Annotated in this window: 18 protein-coding genes; 8 read left to right on the top strand and 10 right to left on the bottom strand. The window is 49.1% G+C overall.

Going from position 1 to position 16,392, the window contains the following annotated elements; genetic code table 11:
• Nucleotides 1-57 precede the first annotated feature (57 nt).
• From NWE93_09345 to wecB, 3 genes are read left to right on the top strand one after another with little or no spacing between them, the layout of a single operon-like run.
• Nucleotides 58-576, top strand: a complete 519-nt coding sequence (locus tag NWE93_09345; protein MCW4000432.1) for a hypothetical protein — start codon at nt 58-60, stop codon at nt 574-576.
• Complete coding sequence (locus NWE93_09340; GenBank protein MCW4000431.1) at nt 573-2,603, top strand: minichromosome maintenance protein MCM; 2,031 nt, start codon at nt 573-575, stop codon at nt 2,601-2,603. Before NWE93_09345 ends, NWE93_09340 begins: the two co-directional genes overlap by 4 nt.
• Nucleotides 2,604-3,707 (top strand): UDP-N-acetylglucosamine 2-epimerase (non-hydrolyzing), encoded by a 1,104-nt coding sequence (wecB, locus tag NWE93_09335; GenBank protein MCW4000430.1) that lies wholly within the window; start codon nt 2,604-2,606, stop codon nt 3,705-3,707. It begins immediately after the preceding gene.
• Here the strand turns inward: wecB and NWE93_09330 are convergent.
• The 6 genes from NWE93_09330 to NWE93_09305 form a co-directional block, all read right to left on the bottom strand.
• Nucleotides 3,704-4,474, bottom strand: coding sequence for a PAC2 family protein (locus tag NWE93_09330; GenBank protein MCW4000429.1), 771 nt, complete (start codon nt 4,472-4,474; stop codon nt 3,704-3,706). The genes wecB and NWE93_09330 overlap by 4 nt on opposite strands.
• Nucleotides 4,455-4,637 carry an RNA-protein complex protein Nop10 gene (locus NWE93_09325; protein MCW4000428.1) on the bottom strand — a complete coding sequence of 61 codons (183 nt, stop codon included), beginning with the start codon at nt 4,635-4,637 and terminating at the stop codon, nt 4,455-4,457. Before NWE93_09325 ends, NWE93_09330 begins: the two co-directional genes overlap by 20 nt.
• Complete coding sequence (locus NWE93_09320; protein ID MCW4000427.1) at nt 4,637-5,422, bottom strand: translation initiation factor IF-2 subunit alpha; 786 nt, start codon at nt 5,420-5,422, stop codon at nt 4,637-4,639. The genes NWE93_09325 and NWE93_09320 overlap by 1 nt, the downstream gene beginning before the upstream one ends.
• Nucleotides 5,423-5,434: 12 nt before the next feature.
• The gene (locus NWE93_09315; protein MCW4000426.1) at nt 5,435-5,632 is read right to left on the bottom strand and encodes a 30S ribosomal protein S27e; all 198 of its coding nucleotides are present in this window, start codon (nt 5,630-5,632) and stop codon (nt 5,435-5,437) included.
• A gap of 20 nt (nt 5,633-5,652) precedes the next feature.
• On the bottom strand, nt 5,653-5,928 hold the full coding sequence (locus tag NWE93_09310; GenBank protein MCW4000425.1) for a 50S ribosomal protein L44e: 276 nt from the start codon (nt 5,926-5,928) through the stop codon (nt 5,653-5,655).
• 135 nt (nt 5,929-6,063) lie between these two features.
• Entirely contained in the window at nt 6,064-7,161 is a 1,098-nt protein-coding gene (locus tag NWE93_09305) for a hypothetical protein (GenBank protein MCW4000424.1), read from the bottom strand.
• 193 nt (nt 7,162-7,354) lie between these two features.
• On the opposite strand from NWE93_09305, the gene NWE93_09300 reads away from it, so the two are divergent.
• The gene (locus NWE93_09300) at nt 7,355-8,599 is read left to right on the top strand and encodes a hypothetical protein (GenBank protein ID MCW4000423.1); all 1,245 of its coding nucleotides are present in this window, start codon (nt 7,355-7,357) and stop codon (nt 8,597-8,599) included.
• 142 nt (nt 8,600-8,741) lie between these two features.
• Here the strand turns inward: NWE93_09300 and NWE93_09295 are convergent, their stop codons facing one another.
• Genes NWE93_09295 through NWE93_09285 form a run of 3 tightly spaced genes read right to left on the bottom strand, consistent with a single transcriptional unit; the run spans nt 8,742 to nt 9,741 of the window.
• The gene (locus NWE93_09295) at nt 8,742-9,083 is read right to left on the bottom strand and encodes a cupin domain-containing protein (protein MCW4000422.1); all 342 of its coding nucleotides are present in this window, start codon (nt 9,081-9,083) and stop codon (nt 8,742-8,744) included.
• A gap of 11 nt (nt 9,084-9,094) precedes the next feature.
• The gene (locus NWE93_09290; protein MCW4000421.1) at nt 9,095-9,445 is read right to left on the bottom strand and encodes a DUF86 domain-containing protein; all 351 of its coding nucleotides are present in this window, start codon (nt 9,443-9,445) and stop codon (nt 9,095-9,097) included.
• Complete coding sequence (locus NWE93_09285) at nt 9,442-9,741, bottom strand: nucleotidyltransferase family protein (protein MCW4000420.1); 300 nt, start codon at nt 9,739-9,741, stop codon at nt 9,442-9,444. Before NWE93_09285 ends, NWE93_09290 begins: the two co-directional genes overlap by 4 nt.
• A 546-nt stretch (nt 9,742-10,287) precedes the next feature.
• Between NWE93_09285 and pcn the strand changes: the two genes are divergently transcribed.
• From pcn to NWE93_09265, 4 genes are all read left to right on the top strand, one after another.
• Nucleotides 10,288-11,043 (top strand): proliferating cell nuclear antigen (pcna), encoded by a 756-nt coding sequence (gene pcn / locus NWE93_09280; protein MCW4000419.1) that lies wholly within the window; start codon nt 10,288-10,290, stop codon nt 11,041-11,043.
• A gap of 11 nt (nt 11,044-11,054) precedes the next feature.
• A complete protein-coding gene (locus NWE93_09275) occupies nt 11,055-12,083 on the top strand; it encodes a hypothetical protein (protein MCW4000418.1) in 1,029 nt (342 codons plus the stop codon).
• A 53-nt stretch (nt 12,084-12,136) separates the two neighbouring features.
• Nucleotides 12,137-12,880: a polyprenol monophosphomannose synthase gene (locus NWE93_09270; protein ID MCW4000417.1), complete on the top strand. Its 744-nt coding sequence runs from the start codon at nt 12,137-12,139 to the stop codon at nt 12,878-12,880.
• Nucleotides 12,881-12,951: 71 nt separating this feature from the next.
• Complete coding sequence (locus NWE93_09265; protein MCW4000416.1) at nt 12,952-14,643, top strand: hypothetical protein; 1,692 nt, start codon at nt 12,952-12,954, stop codon at nt 14,641-14,643.
• A 507-nt stretch (nt 14,644-15,150) separates the two neighbouring features.
• Here NWE93_09265 and NWE93_09260 read toward each other — a convergent pair.
• Complete coding sequence (locus NWE93_09260; GenBank protein ID MCW4000415.1) at nt 15,151-16,362, bottom strand: hypothetical protein; 1,212 nt, start codon at nt 16,360-16,362, stop codon at nt 15,151-15,153.
• Between the last annotated feature and the right edge of the window lie 30 nt (nt 16,363-16,392).

The raw sequence follows: 16,392 nt of genomic DNA, 5'->3' as shown, positions 1-16,392 counted from the left end.
GGACAGCATCTGGCGGCAAACAAAATCCATACACTGGACTTCTGCTACGAGAACTCCATGGTTAAAATCGTAGCTAACCGCAACGTCCCCGAAATCAAACTTGCAGGCCTCACCGTGGGTCCCTTCGACGAAGGCAACGACTACGAAATCTACTTCTGGGTAGCCAAAGAACTCGCCTCTGTTGGATTGGTGCATTTCCGCGAGGAAGACATGCTTGACGGCACCAAACTCAACCGTGCCCAATGGAAGGAACTAAGCAGCATCCCTGGGCAAATCAGCGAGTTACCCAGTGAATTCTACCCCAAAGTCCGCAGGTTCCTACGGGACTTAAAAGATCAAGCTGCGCAAACCCAGCAGTCAGAAAAATTCCAGGAATACGACCGCACCAAGCATCTGGCACGGGACATAACCAATTTGCGCCTCAAAAAAATCGTTGCTCTTGCAGCGGGTCCAGGGCAAGGTGAACAGGTTATAGGTAAACTTACTAAGGAGGAGAAAATCCTCTACGAGCAGCTTGTCAAAATCATCTCTCAGTGGAAAGCAAGAATTCTCGAGAACGGAGCAGATAAGCAATGACGCTGGAAGCGATGGATCCCCAGCAGCGATTCCAAGAGTTCTTCAAAAAAGAGAAATACAGAGAGAGAATCGCGCAACTCGCCATAAGCGGCAAAGGCTCATTAACCATAGAGTTTGAGGAACTCTACAACTTCGACCAGGCCTTAGCTGAGTTGTTGCTGGCTAAACCCGAAGAGTACCTCCAGCACGCCGGCAAAGGCGCCTACGACCAACTTAAAATCGAAGATGCCGAATACGCAGAGAAAATCGAGAAAATCATCGTCCGCGTTGTCAAGCTGCTGGGCAAAGAGCAGCTCCGCCGATTAGGCTCACGAAACATGAGTCGCCTTGTGATGATAGAAGGCATCGTTGTCCGCGCTACACCAGTGCGTCCGATGGTGCAGATCGCCGCCTTCAAATGCAAACGCTGCGGCACCGTAAACCACATCGAGCAGACAGGACAGTTCCTCAAAGCCCCCGCCGTGTGCATGGCGCCTGACTGCGGCAGAGATGGCCCCTTCGAATTCAGCCAAGAAGAATCCCAGTTCATCGACTCACAGGACCTGCGGCTGCAGGAAAAACCCGAAGACCTCCCGCCTGGGCAGTTGCCACGTGTTTTGGCGGTTAAACTCATCGGGGACGAAATCGTGGACATCGCCCGCCCCGGAGACCACGTTTCAATCGTAGGTATCGTACGCGCCTTTGCGCCTTCGCTTATGGGCATGGGGAAACTACGCACCTTCATCCTGCAGCTTGACGCCAACTCCGTGGAGCTACTGGGCAAAGAACCAGAAACCTCGCCACCCACCCCCGAGGAAGAAGCGCAGATTCTGCGGCTTTCCCGCGACCCCAAAGTCCACAGCAAAATCATCGCCTCCATTGCACCCTCGATTTTTGGTAACGAGCACCTCAAAGAGGCAGTGATGTATCTGCTCTTCGGAGGAGTCTCAAGAAGCCTTCCGGACATGAACATCAGAGGCGAAATGAATGCTTTAATAATTGGAGATCCTGGGACAGCAAAAAGCCAGATGCTCCAGTATGTTTCCCGTATTGCGCCCCGTGGACTCTACACTTCAGGCAGAGGAACCACCGCAGCAGGCTTAACCGCAGCCGTCGTACGCGAGAAAGGCGGTTCCATGTCGCTGGAAGCAGGAGCTTTGGTGCTAGCCGACAAAGGAATTGCCTGCATCGACGAAATGGACAAAATGCGTCCTGAGGACCGCGTTGCCATCCACGAAGCCATGGAGCAGCACACGGTTTCCGTCGCGAAAGGCGGCATCGTCGCCACCCTTAACGCCCGTACAGCCGTTTTGGCAGCCGCCAACCCCTCGCTAGGCCGCTATGAACCCAACCGCACCGTCGCCGAGAACATTTCGTTACCAGTCACCATCCTTTCCCGTTTCGACCTTATCTTCGTCTTGCGCGACGTGCCTAACAAGGAATCAGACAGCAAAATGTCGCGGCACATCCTAGAAATGCACCGCAAAGGCCTCAGCCCCGTCGAAGCCCAAGTGAACGCTGAACTACTGCGCAAATACGTCAGCTACTCCAAATCCGTCAAGCCTGAACTCAGCGAGGATGCACTTAAGCGGCTAAGCGACTTCTACTTAGCTATGCGTTCCGCCAGCGAAACCGAGGGGTCACCCGTCGCCATCACCGCCCGCCAGCTTGAATCGCTTGTCCGCGTCGCCGAAGCCCGCGCACGCGTTGCCCTGCGCCCCACAGTTACCGCGGAGGATGCAGAAGCAGCCATAGCTATCATGAAACGCTCGCTTGAGGAAGTCGGCATCGACTTATCCAGCTTCAAAGTGGACATTGACTTGATTATGACGGGTCGCCCCAAGAGTATCCGTGACCGCTTGGGCATAGTGATCTCCACTATCATGGAGATGGAGAAGGTCACCGGCATCGTGGAACGTGATGCCTTAGTTAACGAGTTGGAGACCAAGCATAAGATTCCACGGGGAGAAATTGAGCGTATGATTAGCCAGTTGCTGCGTGAGGGCACGGTTTATGAGCCGCGAGAGGGTTCTTTAAAGAAGACGTAGATGGAGGCTTATGGCGTGGAGCCCGTTGTTGTGGTAACCGGGACTAGACCCGAGATAATTAAGATGGCGCCTATCATCCGCGCCCTACAGAAAGCGGCTTTGCCCTACATGTTTGTGCACTGCGGCCAGCACTACGACTACAACATGGCTCAGCAGTTCATCGAAAACCTCGAGTTGCCCGCGCCCAGTCACTGGCTTAAAATCGAGTCTTCCTCGCCGGGTGCGCAGACCGCTGAGATCATGATGCGGATGGATGAGTTGCTGTCAAAGAACCCATGCAGCATCGTTTTGGTTGAAGGCGACACCAACACGGTGCTTTCTGCGGCGTTGGCGGCGAATAAGCGGGTGGTTCCGATTGGGCATGTGGAGGCTGGGCTGCGGAGTTTTGATTTACGCATGCCCGAGGAGCATAATCGCCGCTTAACCGACCACATATCCAACTATCTCTTCGCGCCCACACAGCGCGCCATCGCTAACTTGGAAGATGAGAAGGTGTGGGGTAAGGTTTTTCTCACCGGCAACACCGCCATCGACGCCGTCAATGAGCATTTGCCGATTGCCGAGAAGAAATCGAGGATAATGGAGCAGGTGAGGTTTGGCGAGTTTGTGTTGGCGACTGCGCATCGCGCCGAGAATGTGGATGACCCCGCGGTTTTGGAGTCGTTCATCGGGGTTTTTGAGGAGTCGCCTTTGCCCATTGTTTATCCGATGCATCCAAGGACCAAAAGGCGGCTGGAGGAAAACGGCAAACTCTCCGCGCTCATGGAGATGCCTAACGTGCTGGTTTTGCCGCCGCTGGGGTACCTGGATTTCTTGATGCTGGAGAAGATGTGCCGCTTAATTATCACTGATTCAGGCGGCATCCAGGAAGAAGCCACCGCGCCCCAAATTCGCAAGCACGTGCTGGTTATTCGCCTCAGCACCGAGCGCCCCGAAGCTGCGGAGGCAGGCTTTGCCAGGGTGGTGGGTACAGATAAAAACCGCATCTTAGCAGCCATGAACGAGGCGCTTGCATCAGAAACGCCCTTGCCCTCTGCGTCTCCGTTTGGCGGCGGCCATGCTGCCCAGAGAACAGTGGAGATAATAAAAGAAAATTTTGTTTAGGAAATATAGGTGGTTTTCTTGTCTTCTTGCTTGCGGTTTTCTTCAGCTTCAAGCACGCGTTTGGCTTCGATCTGCTGGAGCTTAGTCACCATGGTTTCGGCTTTCTGGATTTCCTCGTCTAGGCCTTTAAGGTCAAGGTCGAAGTTGAAGGTGGCGCTGAGCACTTCAAGAACGCTTTTGGCGGCTTGGGGATCGGGGAGGTAACCGCGGGTTTCGCCGAGCAGGCAGATGGCTTCGATTTGCTTGAATTTGGAGAGTCCCAGGATGAGGCCTGCGGTGCCGACGATGGGGCTGCCGGATTCGCTTAGGGTGGCGCCGCCGTCAAGGGCTTTTTGGAGTAGGCTGGGGTCGGTTGCGGCTATGTAGACTTTGGGTTTCTCTTTGGGTTCCATGCGGTAGCCGCCGATGGTGGCGATGGTTTTTACGCCGTGGCGCTCAGAGAAGTCGAGCATGCGGTCGGCGATTTCGTATTGTCCCTCGATGGTTTGGGATTGGCTGTCGCCGGTGAAGAGGAGGATGTCGTTGCCTTTGGGGTTTTGGTAGTAGTAGAATGCGCCGCGTAGCAGCCGCACGTCGCCCTTCTTGTTTACGAGCACAAAGTAGGGGAAATGCGGGGAGTAGAGGTAAGCGATTTTTTTGGCTTTCAGCTGCTTGATGAGGTAGCGCAACGCGATTTTGCCCACAAGGCCCAGGCCGGGCAGGCCTTCGATGAGCACGGGGTTGCTGGGTTGGATCTGCGCGAATTCTTTAATGTAGGTTTCCTTCACTTTCTTGGCTCCTTTTTGCCGCCATGCGGTACTTGAAGTATTTGTCGTCGGGTGAAAATTTGGGTGGATGAGGAATATGCACTGCGCCGCCGCATACTGGGCACACCGTCTTGTTGAGGGTGTATGCGCTGCATTTTACGCATCGGCGTAGCTGCCAAACCACTATTTTTCCCTTCTAAAAGTGCCCTGTCCGCCGGCTTTGGTTACGTTGCCGATGACGTTGTCGGCGGTTTTCTGGATAACATCCTCTGCGCGTTTATAGTTCTCCGCCTGCACCTCGATGCTGTATTTTGGGGCGGCGATGACGTAGAAGGTGATTTTGGCGTCCTTGATTTTTTCGCCCTTTGCTTTGCCGAAGGCTTCCTTGATGACTTTTACGCCGTTGGGTTTAGAAACTTTGATTTCCAGTACGCCCCGCACCTTGACCATCTTTACGTGGATGCGTTCCTCGGCGACTTGGCTGAAGGCCTCCGCGATTTCCTGGGGAACGCCGATTTCGGTGAGTGCTTCGGGGCCTTCGATGGCTGCTTTTTCGAAGCCCTCGTAGAGGTCATATTTTGCCTCGATGACGGTGCCGGCTTTCTGGTAAACTTCCTCGCTGGTCATGCCCAGTTTCTCTGCGACGCCTCGGAGTAATGCGTCGGCTTTGCGTTCTTTTTTCCAGGACATGACTTTTTCGATGCGTTCCCGTTTGGTGACGCGGCGCAGCGAGAGGTCTATGTGGCCTTTATCGTGGTCGACTCTGAGAACTTTGAGGACGAGTTTTTGTCCTTCCCGCACGAAGTCGCGGATGTTTCTGATCCATGAGGAAGAAATTTCGGATACGTGTAGAAGGCCGCGTTTGTCGAATTCGTCGAGTTTAGCGTAAGCGCCGTAGTCCGTGACGGTTTCTATGGTGGCGATGACGAGGTCGCCGACTTCGGGCCATTGGGGCTTACGCTCAGCCATCTTGGCGGTCTCCTACTCGAGGACGGTGAGGACTTCGCCGTTGATGTTTGCTCTTCCGCCGGTGGGTTCAGCTAAAACTTCGCCGCATACGTTGCAGCTGATTTTGTTAACTGTGTTGCTGAAGACGAGTTGCTCGTTGCCGCATTTCTGGCATTTAACGCGCAGAAACACGCTTCGGGGCTTGGGGATAAGTTTATTCCAATCAGACATAACTTTTTTCTCCTATAAATCTAAACTAATGCTAGTTTCCTTAGGCGTATACCGTCTTTATGGTACATGAAATTGCATTTCTTGCACTTCATACGCAGAGTCTGCTTCTTAGTGGTTTTAGCAAACTCATGCTGCAACGGATACTTTTGTCCGCCGTATCCTTCCTTTTCGCGTTCATGGTGGCGTTCGCCCCGCGCGAGGGCTCGGCGTTTACCGGCTTTATAGAGGGATACAGTGTGGATTGTGTGAGCTTTACATTTAGGACAGTACGTGTTGATTTCTTTAGGAACGTTCACGTTATTCACGACCAGCTTCCAATTAAGGAAACACACATACACTTATACTTTATGACATATAAACAAAAAAGACTACCCCTCTACTTAAGACGCGGTTGTCAAAACGATCTGCAACCATCGGACGATCTTTTACTGTTAAGTGTATTTTGAGGGATTTATAATACTCTCAAGATTTGTTGCACGATTAGAATGATTCTTTTCTAGATCGTTGATCAACTCTTTCTCTCGTTCGTCTGCGTATTGTTTTATTTCATGTATTTTTGGCAAATACCTTTCTCTAATCAGATTTGATGCAAGCGTAAGCGCTTTGATGTTGTTTTTGGTCAAATCTTCGTAGTTCTGAACAACTCCATAACCTTTCAATGAATCAGGCAAGTTTTCGTTCCCTGATAGGGCTTCTATTTCAAAGGGGTCCTCGGGAGGATGAACAGAAGTTAATTCCTCAATTATTTTTTCAGTAATCCTTTTGCCAGGTATGTCATCAAGTAAAGCTAACGTTTGATTGTACGAAACCGTTGACAGCAAATAGTTTCTAAACCTATTGGTTTCGGAGTACTGATAGTGAACCGGCTCTTGAGCAAGCAGTCGTTCAATAGATTTAAGATGCTCAGATACATGGTTTTCTAGGTACTTTGAATCGGTATACAGCCAAGCCTTATAGTTAATCAGGTATAAAATCTCTTTCAAGTAATCTCTGTCTTTGCTATTCGTTTTATAGGCTTTTTTTACTAAATCTCTACTTTCGGCAAATTCCTCATAATTTCCTCTCATTGCAGCATTACGCCCAAGTCCAACACAAGTGAAATTGGTGGAGCCAAAGAAAGTACCGTATTGAACAACCTGTTCGGATAAACAAAAATTATAATAAAGTAGAAACTTCGCATGATTCAAAAACTCTCGATAAGGAGAAAAAACAACAACATAACATTTGTTTCTCAAAGTGTCAAGAGCCGTTTTCTGCAAAAGCCTCATTCTTCCCCTAAAATATTCGGGGGTTGTTGTCCTAACCAGACAAATACAATTGGGATAGAGATTTGCAATATCAACTAATCGATCAATTAATCTTACACCAGCCAAAACCACGTTCGGCATTATTAAAAGACTAGAAGCGTAGATAATAGAAGTGGCATTATGCTTGTTGGCAGCACAATTCCTAAATGCAAACTCTGCCTCATCCAGATGATGCCAAAGTGATACTATAGGGTCGTTAGATTGAGGTTGCTTAATCTTCATACGCTTGTCTCAAATAGCTCTGGTATAGTTTGACATATTTGGTTTTTGGTAACGATAGTATAAAATCGAAAGCCCCTTTACAGGGTATTAGCAAAGTCACCATAGCCTGAATGGTACGTATATAGCAAGTAACATAGCGATGCAAAAATTTATAGCTGTAATACGATTGAAAGGATAGTTTGAGGAAAAAGAGATGAAGCGCTCCTTACTAGCAACCGTTGCCGGGATTATTATTTTCGCAATCCTGATTGGGTTTATGGTTGGTTGGATGTGGTTTGTTGTTACTATTAGAATTCACACAACCTCAGGAGTTAACGTTATAACAAACTGGGGCATTTCAATAAATGACACAATCACCAATACGACGACGCTAAATGAGATTTCAGCTCAAACAGCGCCTACGGTAGTCAATGGAATTATTGCGTCAACGAGTGTCATAATAGGGTTTATGGCAACTTTTAGCGGCATTTTTTTAACGAATATTTCCAAAGATGACCGTAAAACAGTAGCCTTTATCATTACTGTATTGGCGAACATTCCCTTAATAGTTATTTTCCTTTTCTTCAGCCTTTTGAATATCGCTGGCGGCGAGGTATTTTTTGGGCTTGCTATAAAACTTGCTTGGATGGCTTTCCTTCTCGCCCTATTTATGATTGTCAGTATCTTCATAGTTGCAACATACGTTATCCATGAAAGAGAACGCCTAAGCGGAAGCAAGAAAGAAGAACTAACGCAAACACCACTTAGTCATAAAATTACGTTAAAATGTAATGGTTGTGAGTTAGAAGTAACTGGGATGAACTCAGAAGAAATTGATAAGGTCTTACGTAGTTGGAAGGATAACATCAACGTAGCCGAAAACAAACTTTCAAACAATCCTTCTGTTGCACCAGAAACAAACGGCGATAAAACTTTGGGATGCCCATATCCAAGTAAGCTGCAAGGAGGCGCACAAGCGCAATCAAACAATTTCAAAATTGGCTTAAAAGGGACAATAAAACCTAGAAACATATTGGGAATAGTGGTAGGTTCCGAGATTGAAGTTTCATGGGAGATAACTAATCTAGATTCACGACCTTTTCCGGGAGACACGCTTTATATCATAATGAAGCCACCAAACGATCAGTTTGTCCAGTTTAAATACCCAGTTAAGCCTCTTCAACCAGACGAAAAAACTATAATTAATAAGAATGAAGAGGGCAATCCCCTAACTACGAACGTTCTTGCACCGGGTTTTACACTATTTTCAGCCCATATAGCTAATGTGGACATTTACTCGCCGCCCAATCAATATAGACATCCAGCAACGAGTTTTCTTTCGATGTTAGGTAAGTCCAAAGAGGAGTTATACTCTCTTTATGGTTTGCTTATCGCTTCATCAGGATTACTAATTACATCAATAATAGGTCTTATACAACTCTTCCTGAATTCCACGTAATTTAAAATGACAATACGGCGAAGTTTGGTAACGAATTTCCTTTTTCTGATTGAGGCTATAAGCCATTCGTCGTGTTCTTTTTTATGGTTTGGCGGTTTTTACTTGTTGGTGGGCTTGGTAGCTTGGTCAGGTTTTGTTGAGGCTATTTTTGTATGCGTTGTCCTCCGAATGCGTGGATGGTTCTTGTTCCTGCCGTGCGTTTGCAGGCGTGTGGTGTGTCTTTTGGGATGTGATATTCGTCGCCGGGCAATAGGTCGATTTCGCGGTTGCCGATGAGCAGGGTGTATTTGCCTTGGATGCAGACTACGTATTCGTCGTAGGGGTGGCTGTGGGTTTTGCTGGTGCCTTCTGTGTGGGCGGTCCAAAAAGCGATTTGCGCGCCGTTGTTGGCGGTGTAGTAGTAGCCTTCGATGCCATCGCTGTATTGGTTTTGGGCGGGGACTTGGTTTTGGGGGTTTTTCATAAACGCTGGGAAATCATCCATTGACAAGCACCTTATGTTTCTTTTTCAATCATTTCTTTAATTAGTGGTTTTAGAGGCGGAAGCTCATATTTCACTATTGACCATAAAACTTCGGGTTTTACGTTGTAGTATTCGTGGGCTAGCTCGTTTCTGGTTTCGCGCATTCGTTCCCATGTCCGCCAAGGAATCTTCCGAAACTCATACTTGACGGTCTTTGGAATTTTGTCTACCGCTTCCCCGATAATGATTAAGTCAGTTATTATGCCACGGACAACCAACCTGTTTTTGGTGAAGTCTTGTTCTGTTAGGTCTTTTGTGAATTGCTCTATCTCATCAATCGCATCATAGATGTCTTTGAGAAATAGGGCGTAGCTTCTTGTCATATTGGGATGGCTTCTTGGAGGATTTGTTCCTTCAGTATTGGTTTAATCGAGTCCTTTGGGACTAAATCCACTTTTATCCGAAGTTTTGCAGTTAAAAACTCTTTTACGTCCAGTAGTTCCCAGAGGCTGTAGGGCTTTGAGAAGGTTATGAGTAGGTCCAGGTCGCTTTTTTGGGATTGCTCTGCTCGGGCGTAGGAGCCGAAGATTTCGATGGATGAGACGTGGTATGTCTGCTGCAGGGTAGGCATCAGGGTTGCAAGTTTGTTTTTTATTTGTTTGGTTGTCTGCAGAGGCATCACCTTTGCGAACCCTATCCTAGTGCTTCCATCCCACACGTGCGGGCATCATTGCTTCGGATAGGCACTTACTCGCAAATACTACTAGTGCAGTAATCATTTAAAATTTTGCGCTAGCACAAGTAATCATCGCCTAAGGGTCAGAGGCCGCGGGATGAGATGCGATCTGAAGATGCCAGGTAGCTGCTTGGAAATCAGCGGGCTTTTGGCCCCGCCGTGGGGTCGTGTAGGGTACAAAACGGTTTATAGGAGCCGGCTGGGTTGTCTGCTGTTACGGGCGAATATACCGAATGGGCCATGCTAGTGCCCGACTGCACTGCGCTGTTCACTGTTTTCTGTTGCCTACATCCTCATCGCCGATTTAGCCTATAAATAGAGGGGGGGTAGAGGTGGCAGAGCAACAGCGACTGGGCGTATGTAGCCCTTTGCGGCTTAAGCGGCTGTTTTGGGGGTTTTTGCAGGCTAAATTTATATTGGAAGACTGTACTGATAAGCTAATATAACGCTGTACTGTATGCATAGGCGAGGAAGAGAGGTATAAACTTCATGTTTAAGCTTAAAGTTTCAGATGCAAAGCTCCTAAGAGACATGGCAACCGCCATCTCCATCCTTGTGGACGAAGCAACCTTCAAAGTCGAGCCCGATGGACTCAAGCTACGCGCCATGGATCCCAGCCGCGTCGCCATGATCGACTTCGAATGGCCCAAAGCCATATTCCAAGAGTACGAAGCAGCTGAACCCAGCAAAATGTGCCTCAACATAAGCGAACTCTTAAAACTCCTCAAACGCGCCGGAAAAGACGAAGCCGTCGAATTATCCCTCGACGACAAAACCGGCAAACTCCTCGTCAAAATCACAGGCAAATACAGCCGCAACTTCACCATGCCCACGCTGGAAGCATCCGAGGAAGAGGTGCCGACGCCCAAAATCAGCTTCAACGTCAAAGCCAAAACCACCACGTCGGGGCTAAGCCAAGCCATCGAAGACGCCCAGCTCGTCTCAGACCACGTACGCATCGAAGCAGACCCAGAAAAAATGACACTTTCCGCATCGGGCGACTTGATGGGCGCAAACATCATCATCCCCAAAGGCAGCGACGCACTCCTCGACCTCGAAGTCAAAGAGAACGCCAAAGCCACCTTCAGCCTCAGCTACCTCAGCGAAATCATCAAAGCCGCATCAGCCACAAGCGACATCGCCACCCTCGAATTCAGCTCGGATATGCCCATTAGAATCGATTTCCAGCAAACTAAAGAGGGCAAACTCACCTTCTTTTTGGCGCCAAGAATCGAAACGGAATAGTGCGGCAACCCATGGAGTTGGCGTCTGCATTATCCGTCGAGGACTACGCCAAATATCCCTTTCTAAAAAAAGCCTCCAGCAAAATCCAGGAACTCGAACTCACCATCCAAAACATCGCCGAAGACCCCCAAGTGCTGGACCGCGCCCAAAACCGCGTGGAAAAAGCCATCATGGAAGCCCACACCGGCGAACCCGCACGGGACAAACGCACCGAAATCTCCTCGTATGCAGCCTCGCTGATTCTGGTTATCGCCACCAAAAACAGCTGGATAAAAAAACGCTACGCCCTCGCCGTCGCCAAAACCGCCTACACCCAGCTGCGACTCGAGAAAGCCTCTAAACAAAAAATCTACGCGGTTGCACAGGACTTCAGCTGGGACATAAACGATGGCGCACCCTACAAGGACTTCAAGTTGGGCTTCAATTTTTACCTCAAAAACGCCGGGCACCTCCACGGCGCAACCTGGAAACTCACCAACCAAATCCTCGACCACGGCATGATTTACCTCGGCAAAGACAAAGCCGCACGGCTCCTGCAGGAGGAAATCAAAAGCCGCGTGGAAAAACGCCTCGACATCGGCGACCTCAAAAACCTCCCCGAGGACATAAACCTCATCGCCAACCACCTTTCCGAGTTGGCGCAGCAAATCATGGGGCAGGAAGTGGAAGAGATGCCTAAAACCGTGGTGCAAGCAGCGTTTCCACCCTGCATAAACGCGCTCTACGCCGACGCCGCCGCAGCACATCACCTCAGCCACATCGGCCGCTTCACCTTAACCTCGTTTCTGGTTAACATCGGCATGTCCGCGGAAGCCGTCAACGAGATGTTTAAAACCTTCTCAGATTACAACGAACGCTTAACCCGCTACCAAATCGAACACATCGCCGGCGAACGCGGCTCAGGCACACATTACACGCCGCCGCAGTGCTCGGTTCTGCAAACCCATGGCGTATGCAAAAACCGCGACGAACTCTGCCGCCGCATCTACCACCCCCTCAAATACTATTTAGTGAAGCAGAAGGCAAAAGATTCAGCCTGAATAGCCCGTTAAGGTTTATTAATTTACAGTCACTGCTATAAGTTGAGAAATTTATGGGCGACCAATTATCTGGAGATTTCTCTTCAAACAGCGAGATAGGCGTGATTTTACCCACCTACAACGAAGCAGATAACATAGCCCGTTTGATAAAGGATATTCAGCAGCTGAATTTAAACGCGGCGATTCTGGTCATCGACGACTCCAGCCCCGACGCAACCGCTGACATCGTCAAACAAAACCAAGCCAACTATGAGAATCTGGTGCTTCTTTGTCGACCAAAAAAATCGGGGTTAGGCACCGCAATCACGGATGGCTTTAAGATTTTTCTCTCAGCCCCCAAACCGCCCAGATACGTCTTCACTATGGACGCTGACTACTCCCATGACCCCAAAGACATACCAAAACTCTTAGAGGTCATGCGGGAATCCGAATCCGCCATAGTTATCGGCAGCCGATACAGCAGAGGAGGAAAAATAGACGGCTGGCCGCTGTCACGTAAAATCATCAGCCGAACCGCCAACGCCATCGCAAGGGCCTCTTTGGGGCTGAAACTGCAGGATTGCACCAGCGGCTTTCGCTGTTACTCCACGGGGTTTCTTCGGGAAGTCATCGGGAACCTGCATAGCCACACCTATGAAATTCAGATTGAGACGGTTCGGCAGGCTGCGTTGCGGAATTTTCATGTTAAGGAGACTCCGGTGTTGTTTGTGAATCGGAAGCGGGGTAAATCTAAGCTGACTTGGACGGAAATAGAGAGTTTTCTGTCTTACACTTTCAGGGCTGTTCTGCGGTCTTAGATTCGTTTTTTATCTGGATATTAATTAAAATATAGCTGGAACCATTTTTAGTGAGAGGACAGGCTGGCGGTTTGAGGCTTAAAGTAGACGGCAAGTTTAGGGTTGTTTTCTTTGCTGCATTGGCTTTGCTAGTGCTGGGGGTAATGTTCGGTGTCGTAAGCATCTACCCCGCTGCCACAATCCACACGCGGTCAAACGTGATGGTTAATCAAACCTTCCGCTTAAGTCCCCATGAAATCCACCATCAAGGGCTAGGAGCATTCGAAGGAAACGAAAAACTCACCTTAACCGCCACTAGCTCAGACATATTTGTCAAAGAATTTTCTCTATCCACCTACAATGGCTCCCGATACAACCTCACCACATCCGAAAACATAACCTACAGTTTCCAAGCCGCCGCAGACTACTACGAAGCCGTTTTCTCCACAAACCAATCAGGCACAATCCACTTCGAAGCGCAAGTGGAGCGTCCATTGGTTCTTTTCCCCTTTGAGGCACTTAACCTGGCAGGCAAAATCCTCTTTGTCGCCGGTTTAGCTTTGGCGACGCTGGCGATTTTAGGTGGGGGTCTTTCAAAGTTGATTTCTAATCAGGCCATCAAGACCTCTTTGCCCTCGCTTGAGGGGGTTGATCGACGCCGATTGTTGGCGCTTGTGGGGGTTTCGCTTGCGTTTTGGTTTTTGGCTACCTGGGTGCTTTTGCCTGCGCTTGCGCCGAATTCTCTTGGAACCCTGGAGAACTGGTACACTGACCATGCTCGCCATTCGTATGTTTCAAGCCTTTTCCTCAAAGACGGCTTCGCCGTGTTTGGGCAACCGCTGGAAACGCTTGCAAGCCACGATAACTCATTTTACATGTTTGTAACGTGGCCTGAAATGTCGCATCTTTATCCGCTGGGCAGCATCTTCATCTTCTTGCCGTTTGGGGTTATGTTGCAGAATGGGGTCTTGCCGCTTCTGGTTTTCCAGCTGGAAATCTCGTTTTTCCTGCTTGTTGCGCATGTTTGCCTTTTCTTTTTCATGGTTTACTTCCTAAAGCAGCCCATTCATGTGAGCCTAAAACTGGTGGGTTTTCTGATTGTTTATTTGTCGCTGGTTATTTACGCTGCCAACGGCATGTTTGATTCTGTCGCCTTCTTTTTTTCGCTTTTCGCCGTCTTCATGTTCATGACCGGCCGCTACGACAGGTTCTTTTTGTTTATCGCTGTTTCGATTTTCATCAAGTACCAAATGGCGCTTTTCTTGTTTCCTTTGATGATTGTGGGGATTTTGATGCTCCTTAAAAACAACAGCCTACCCCGCCTGCTGCGTAACTGGGCGGTGGTGCTGGGGACAATATTCTTGCTTATCAGCGGCGCCACTGCATACGTAAGTGCACCCTATCTGATGGGGACTAGACCTGAAATGGTCATGAACGGCGTCAACGCCTTTGCGCCTCGCCCCCAAATCACATGGAATATACATGCCTTCGCTGTGCTTTTCACGCTTGCCGCCACAGTAGTTTATGCGCTCTATATGCTAAACAAAAATCGTCTCCTTACGCTTTCAGCGCTCTTCCTGCTCGTGCCCAGCTTCTTTTTGCCGTATTTCCAGAACTGGTACATACCCTTCATTTACGCCAACGTTTTTCTGGCGCAGGACAAAAAGCAAGCCACAGCAACCGTCCTTTGGTTAACTGTCCTTGTCGGAGTGCTATATACTGGCGGGTTAGGCTTCAATTTTATGCAGTTAATCGGCAACTTTGTTGGGTTTTTTTGGGGTTGACAGGTGGACTTGGGGTGTTCTACGATGAGTCTGCTGCTTTGTCTTGGATTGGTCAAAATTTGCCGGGTCCCTTTTTTCTTTAGTTGTGTTGTGGGCAAGGCGCCTTTACACAACAACTACCTGCGGCTTTTGGGAGCGGCTGCTTTTCCGCTTTAGGCTGTTTAGGCGGTTGCTGGCGGGTTGTGCAGTATGCCACAAGCAGAACACCAAAAACTTTAGTCTCCTACATATAGAGTCATAACTGCTGCGTCTGCTGCTCCAACAGCCTCTACCCCCCTCTATTTATAGCAACATAGAAGCGGCATCTGCTGCTCCACCACTACCTCCCTCCCCATATAAAAAGAACAAAAATCTGGCGCTTACTGTTTTTCGGTAGTTGTTGTGGGGCACCCCTCTTTACTCAACAACAACCCAAGGTTTGCCTAAAACAACGCTTTTTGGAAATAGACTTTAAGGTTTATGCAGATTGGTGGTGCAAGCTGCCACAAGCTGAACGGGCAGAAGAATCTATTTTGCTTTAGGCTGTTTCCCTTTCACAAACAGTATAACGCCTACCGTGGTGGCTAAAACTGCAGCTAGCGCTACCCAAACGATTGGGTTAGCGAGGAAAGAAAACAGGTCCAGCAGGCTTCCTAAGGGACCACGCGACCTGGTTGTGTCACCTGAACTTGTCGGCGAAGCCGAGGGCAGCGGAATTTCATCTGAGCTGTTCCAGTAAACAACTGACGCGTACTGCCGGCTGCTTATTAATCCAAGGGCATCATCATAGATTATATCCAGGTTAGAGCCATGCTGCTCTATTATGCCGCTTAATTCAACACTGATCGGGGTGGACAAGAGGTCTGCTTCCCAGAGCCCCCAGATTTTGTCGTTTGGACCCCTAAAACCATAGGCGTATGCTTGGGGCAGCACATAGGCGGCGCGCTCACCAACCGGAACAGGGTTTCTGGGGTTCTGTTTTGTGTACTGCCAGAACTGCTTTAACGCAGCATGATGCTCCTCCTTTAGGGTGCCAGCTGTGTATTGTTTGTTTGAATCGAAGACCATTATGTATTTTGCTCCGCTATCGTAAGCCAGTACAAGGTCAGCGTAGAGTTCAGGGCCCGATTCCATGTACGGCGGCTGCTTGAATGTCCAAGTTATCATTGCGCCCCAGTCTTTGTTCTGGGCGGTTGCGGCGCCTCTGCAGAGGGCAACATTTAGTTGCCTGCTGTAGTTCCAGCCTAACTGGGCTAAAACAACATCGTATCCGGCTTGATAATCAAACCAGTAAAGGGCATAATCGGAGGTGAACAAAGTAACCTCGTCGCCGCCGCTGTAGCCATCCCTAAACCAGCTGACGGCATCGCTTGCTTTCTGGTTAAATTGTAGTGTTGCATCAGAGTAGTTTTCTGCCTGCTCCACAGTCATCCACCCATAAACATGATCCAGCTGGCGCCCCCCAATCTCGTCAGTGAAGTAAATACCCAGAAACTGATTGCCCCACCGCTCCTTAGCGGTCTGGACCCACTCTGACTTGGACGCGGAGAGCCAATTGTAGTCCACCGGGTACTCTTGATAGACAACGAAATAGAGGCCTTTATCGTAGAGGTACTGGCAAGCCTCCTCAAGTTTCAACCGGTCATGAGTGACGGCAGTGCATCCCAGCACAAAGAGGTTAGTGTAGGGGCTCACCTGGTCAGCTAACTGCTTAACATCTTCCACGTCGCCATATGCCATATCGATTCCAACGAAAAAATCAGGCGAACC

Source organism: Candidatus Bathyarchaeota archaeon (assembly GCA_026014735.1).
GTDB lineage: Archaea > Thermoproteota > Bathyarchaeia > Bathyarchaeales > Bathycorpusculaceae > Bathycorpusculum.
Note: the sequence above shows the minus strand (reverse complement) of the source record. Positions and strands in the feature narration are given on the sequence as shown.

What these genes read in the sequence shown, in the direction of transcription:
- wecB (MCW4000430.1), top strand. Translation starts at nt 2,604, where the DNA reads ATGGAGGCTTATGGCGTGGAGCCCGTTGTTGTGGTAACCGGGACTAGA.
- NWE93_09320 (MCW4000427.1), bottom strand. Translation starts at nt 5,422, where the DNA reads ATGGCTGAGCGTAAGCCCCAATGGCCCGAAGTCGGCGACCTCGTCATC.
- NWE93_09290 (MCW4000421.1), bottom strand. Translation starts at nt 9,445, where the DNA reads ATGACAAGAAGCTACGCCCTATTTCTCAAAGACATCTATGATGCGATT.
- NWE93_09275 (MCW4000418.1), top strand. Translation starts at nt 11,055, where the DNA reads ATGGAGTTGGCGTCTGCATTATCCGTCGAGGACTACGCCAAATATCCC.
- NWE93_09300 (MCW4000423.1), top strand. Translation starts at nt 7,355, where the DNA reads ATGAAGCGCTCCTTACTAGCAACCGTTGCCGGGATTATTATTTTCGCA.
- NWE93_09305 (MCW4000424.1), bottom strand. Translation starts at nt 7,161, where the DNA reads ATGAAGATTAAGCAACCTCAATCTAACGACCCTATAGTATCACTTTGG.
- pcn (MCW4000419.1), top strand. Translation starts at nt 10,288, where the DNA reads ATGTTTAAGCTTAAAGTTTCAGATGCAAAGCTCCTAAGAGACATGGCA.
- NWE93_09260 (MCW4000415.1), bottom strand. Translation starts at nt 16,362, where the DNA reads ATGGCATATGGCGACGTGGAAGATGTTAAGCAGTTAGCTGACCAGGTG.
- NWE93_09295 (MCW4000422.1), bottom strand. Translation starts at nt 9,083, where the DNA reads ATGGATGATTTCCCAGCGTTTATGAAAAACCCCCAAAACCAAGTCCCC.
- NWE93_09340 (MCW4000431.1), top strand. Translation starts at nt 573, where the DNA reads ATGACGCTGGAAGCGATGGATCCCCAGCAGCGATTCCAAGAGTTCTTC.
- NWE93_09315 (MCW4000426.1), bottom strand. Translation starts at nt 5,632, where the DNA reads ATGTCTGATTGGAATAAACTTATCCCCAAGCCCCGAAGCGTGTTTCTG.
- NWE93_09285 (MCW4000420.1), bottom strand. Translation starts at nt 9,741, where the DNA reads ATGCCTCTGCAGACAACCAAACAAATAAAAAACAAACTTGCAACCCTG.
- NWE93_09270 (MCW4000417.1), top strand. Translation starts at nt 12,137, where the DNA reads ATGGGCGACCAATTATCTGGAGATTTCTCTTCAAACAGCGAGATAGGC.
- NWE93_09345 (MCW4000432.1), top strand. Translation starts at nt 58, where the DNA reads ATGGTTAAAATCGTAGCTAACCGCAACGTCCCCGAAATCAAACTTGCA.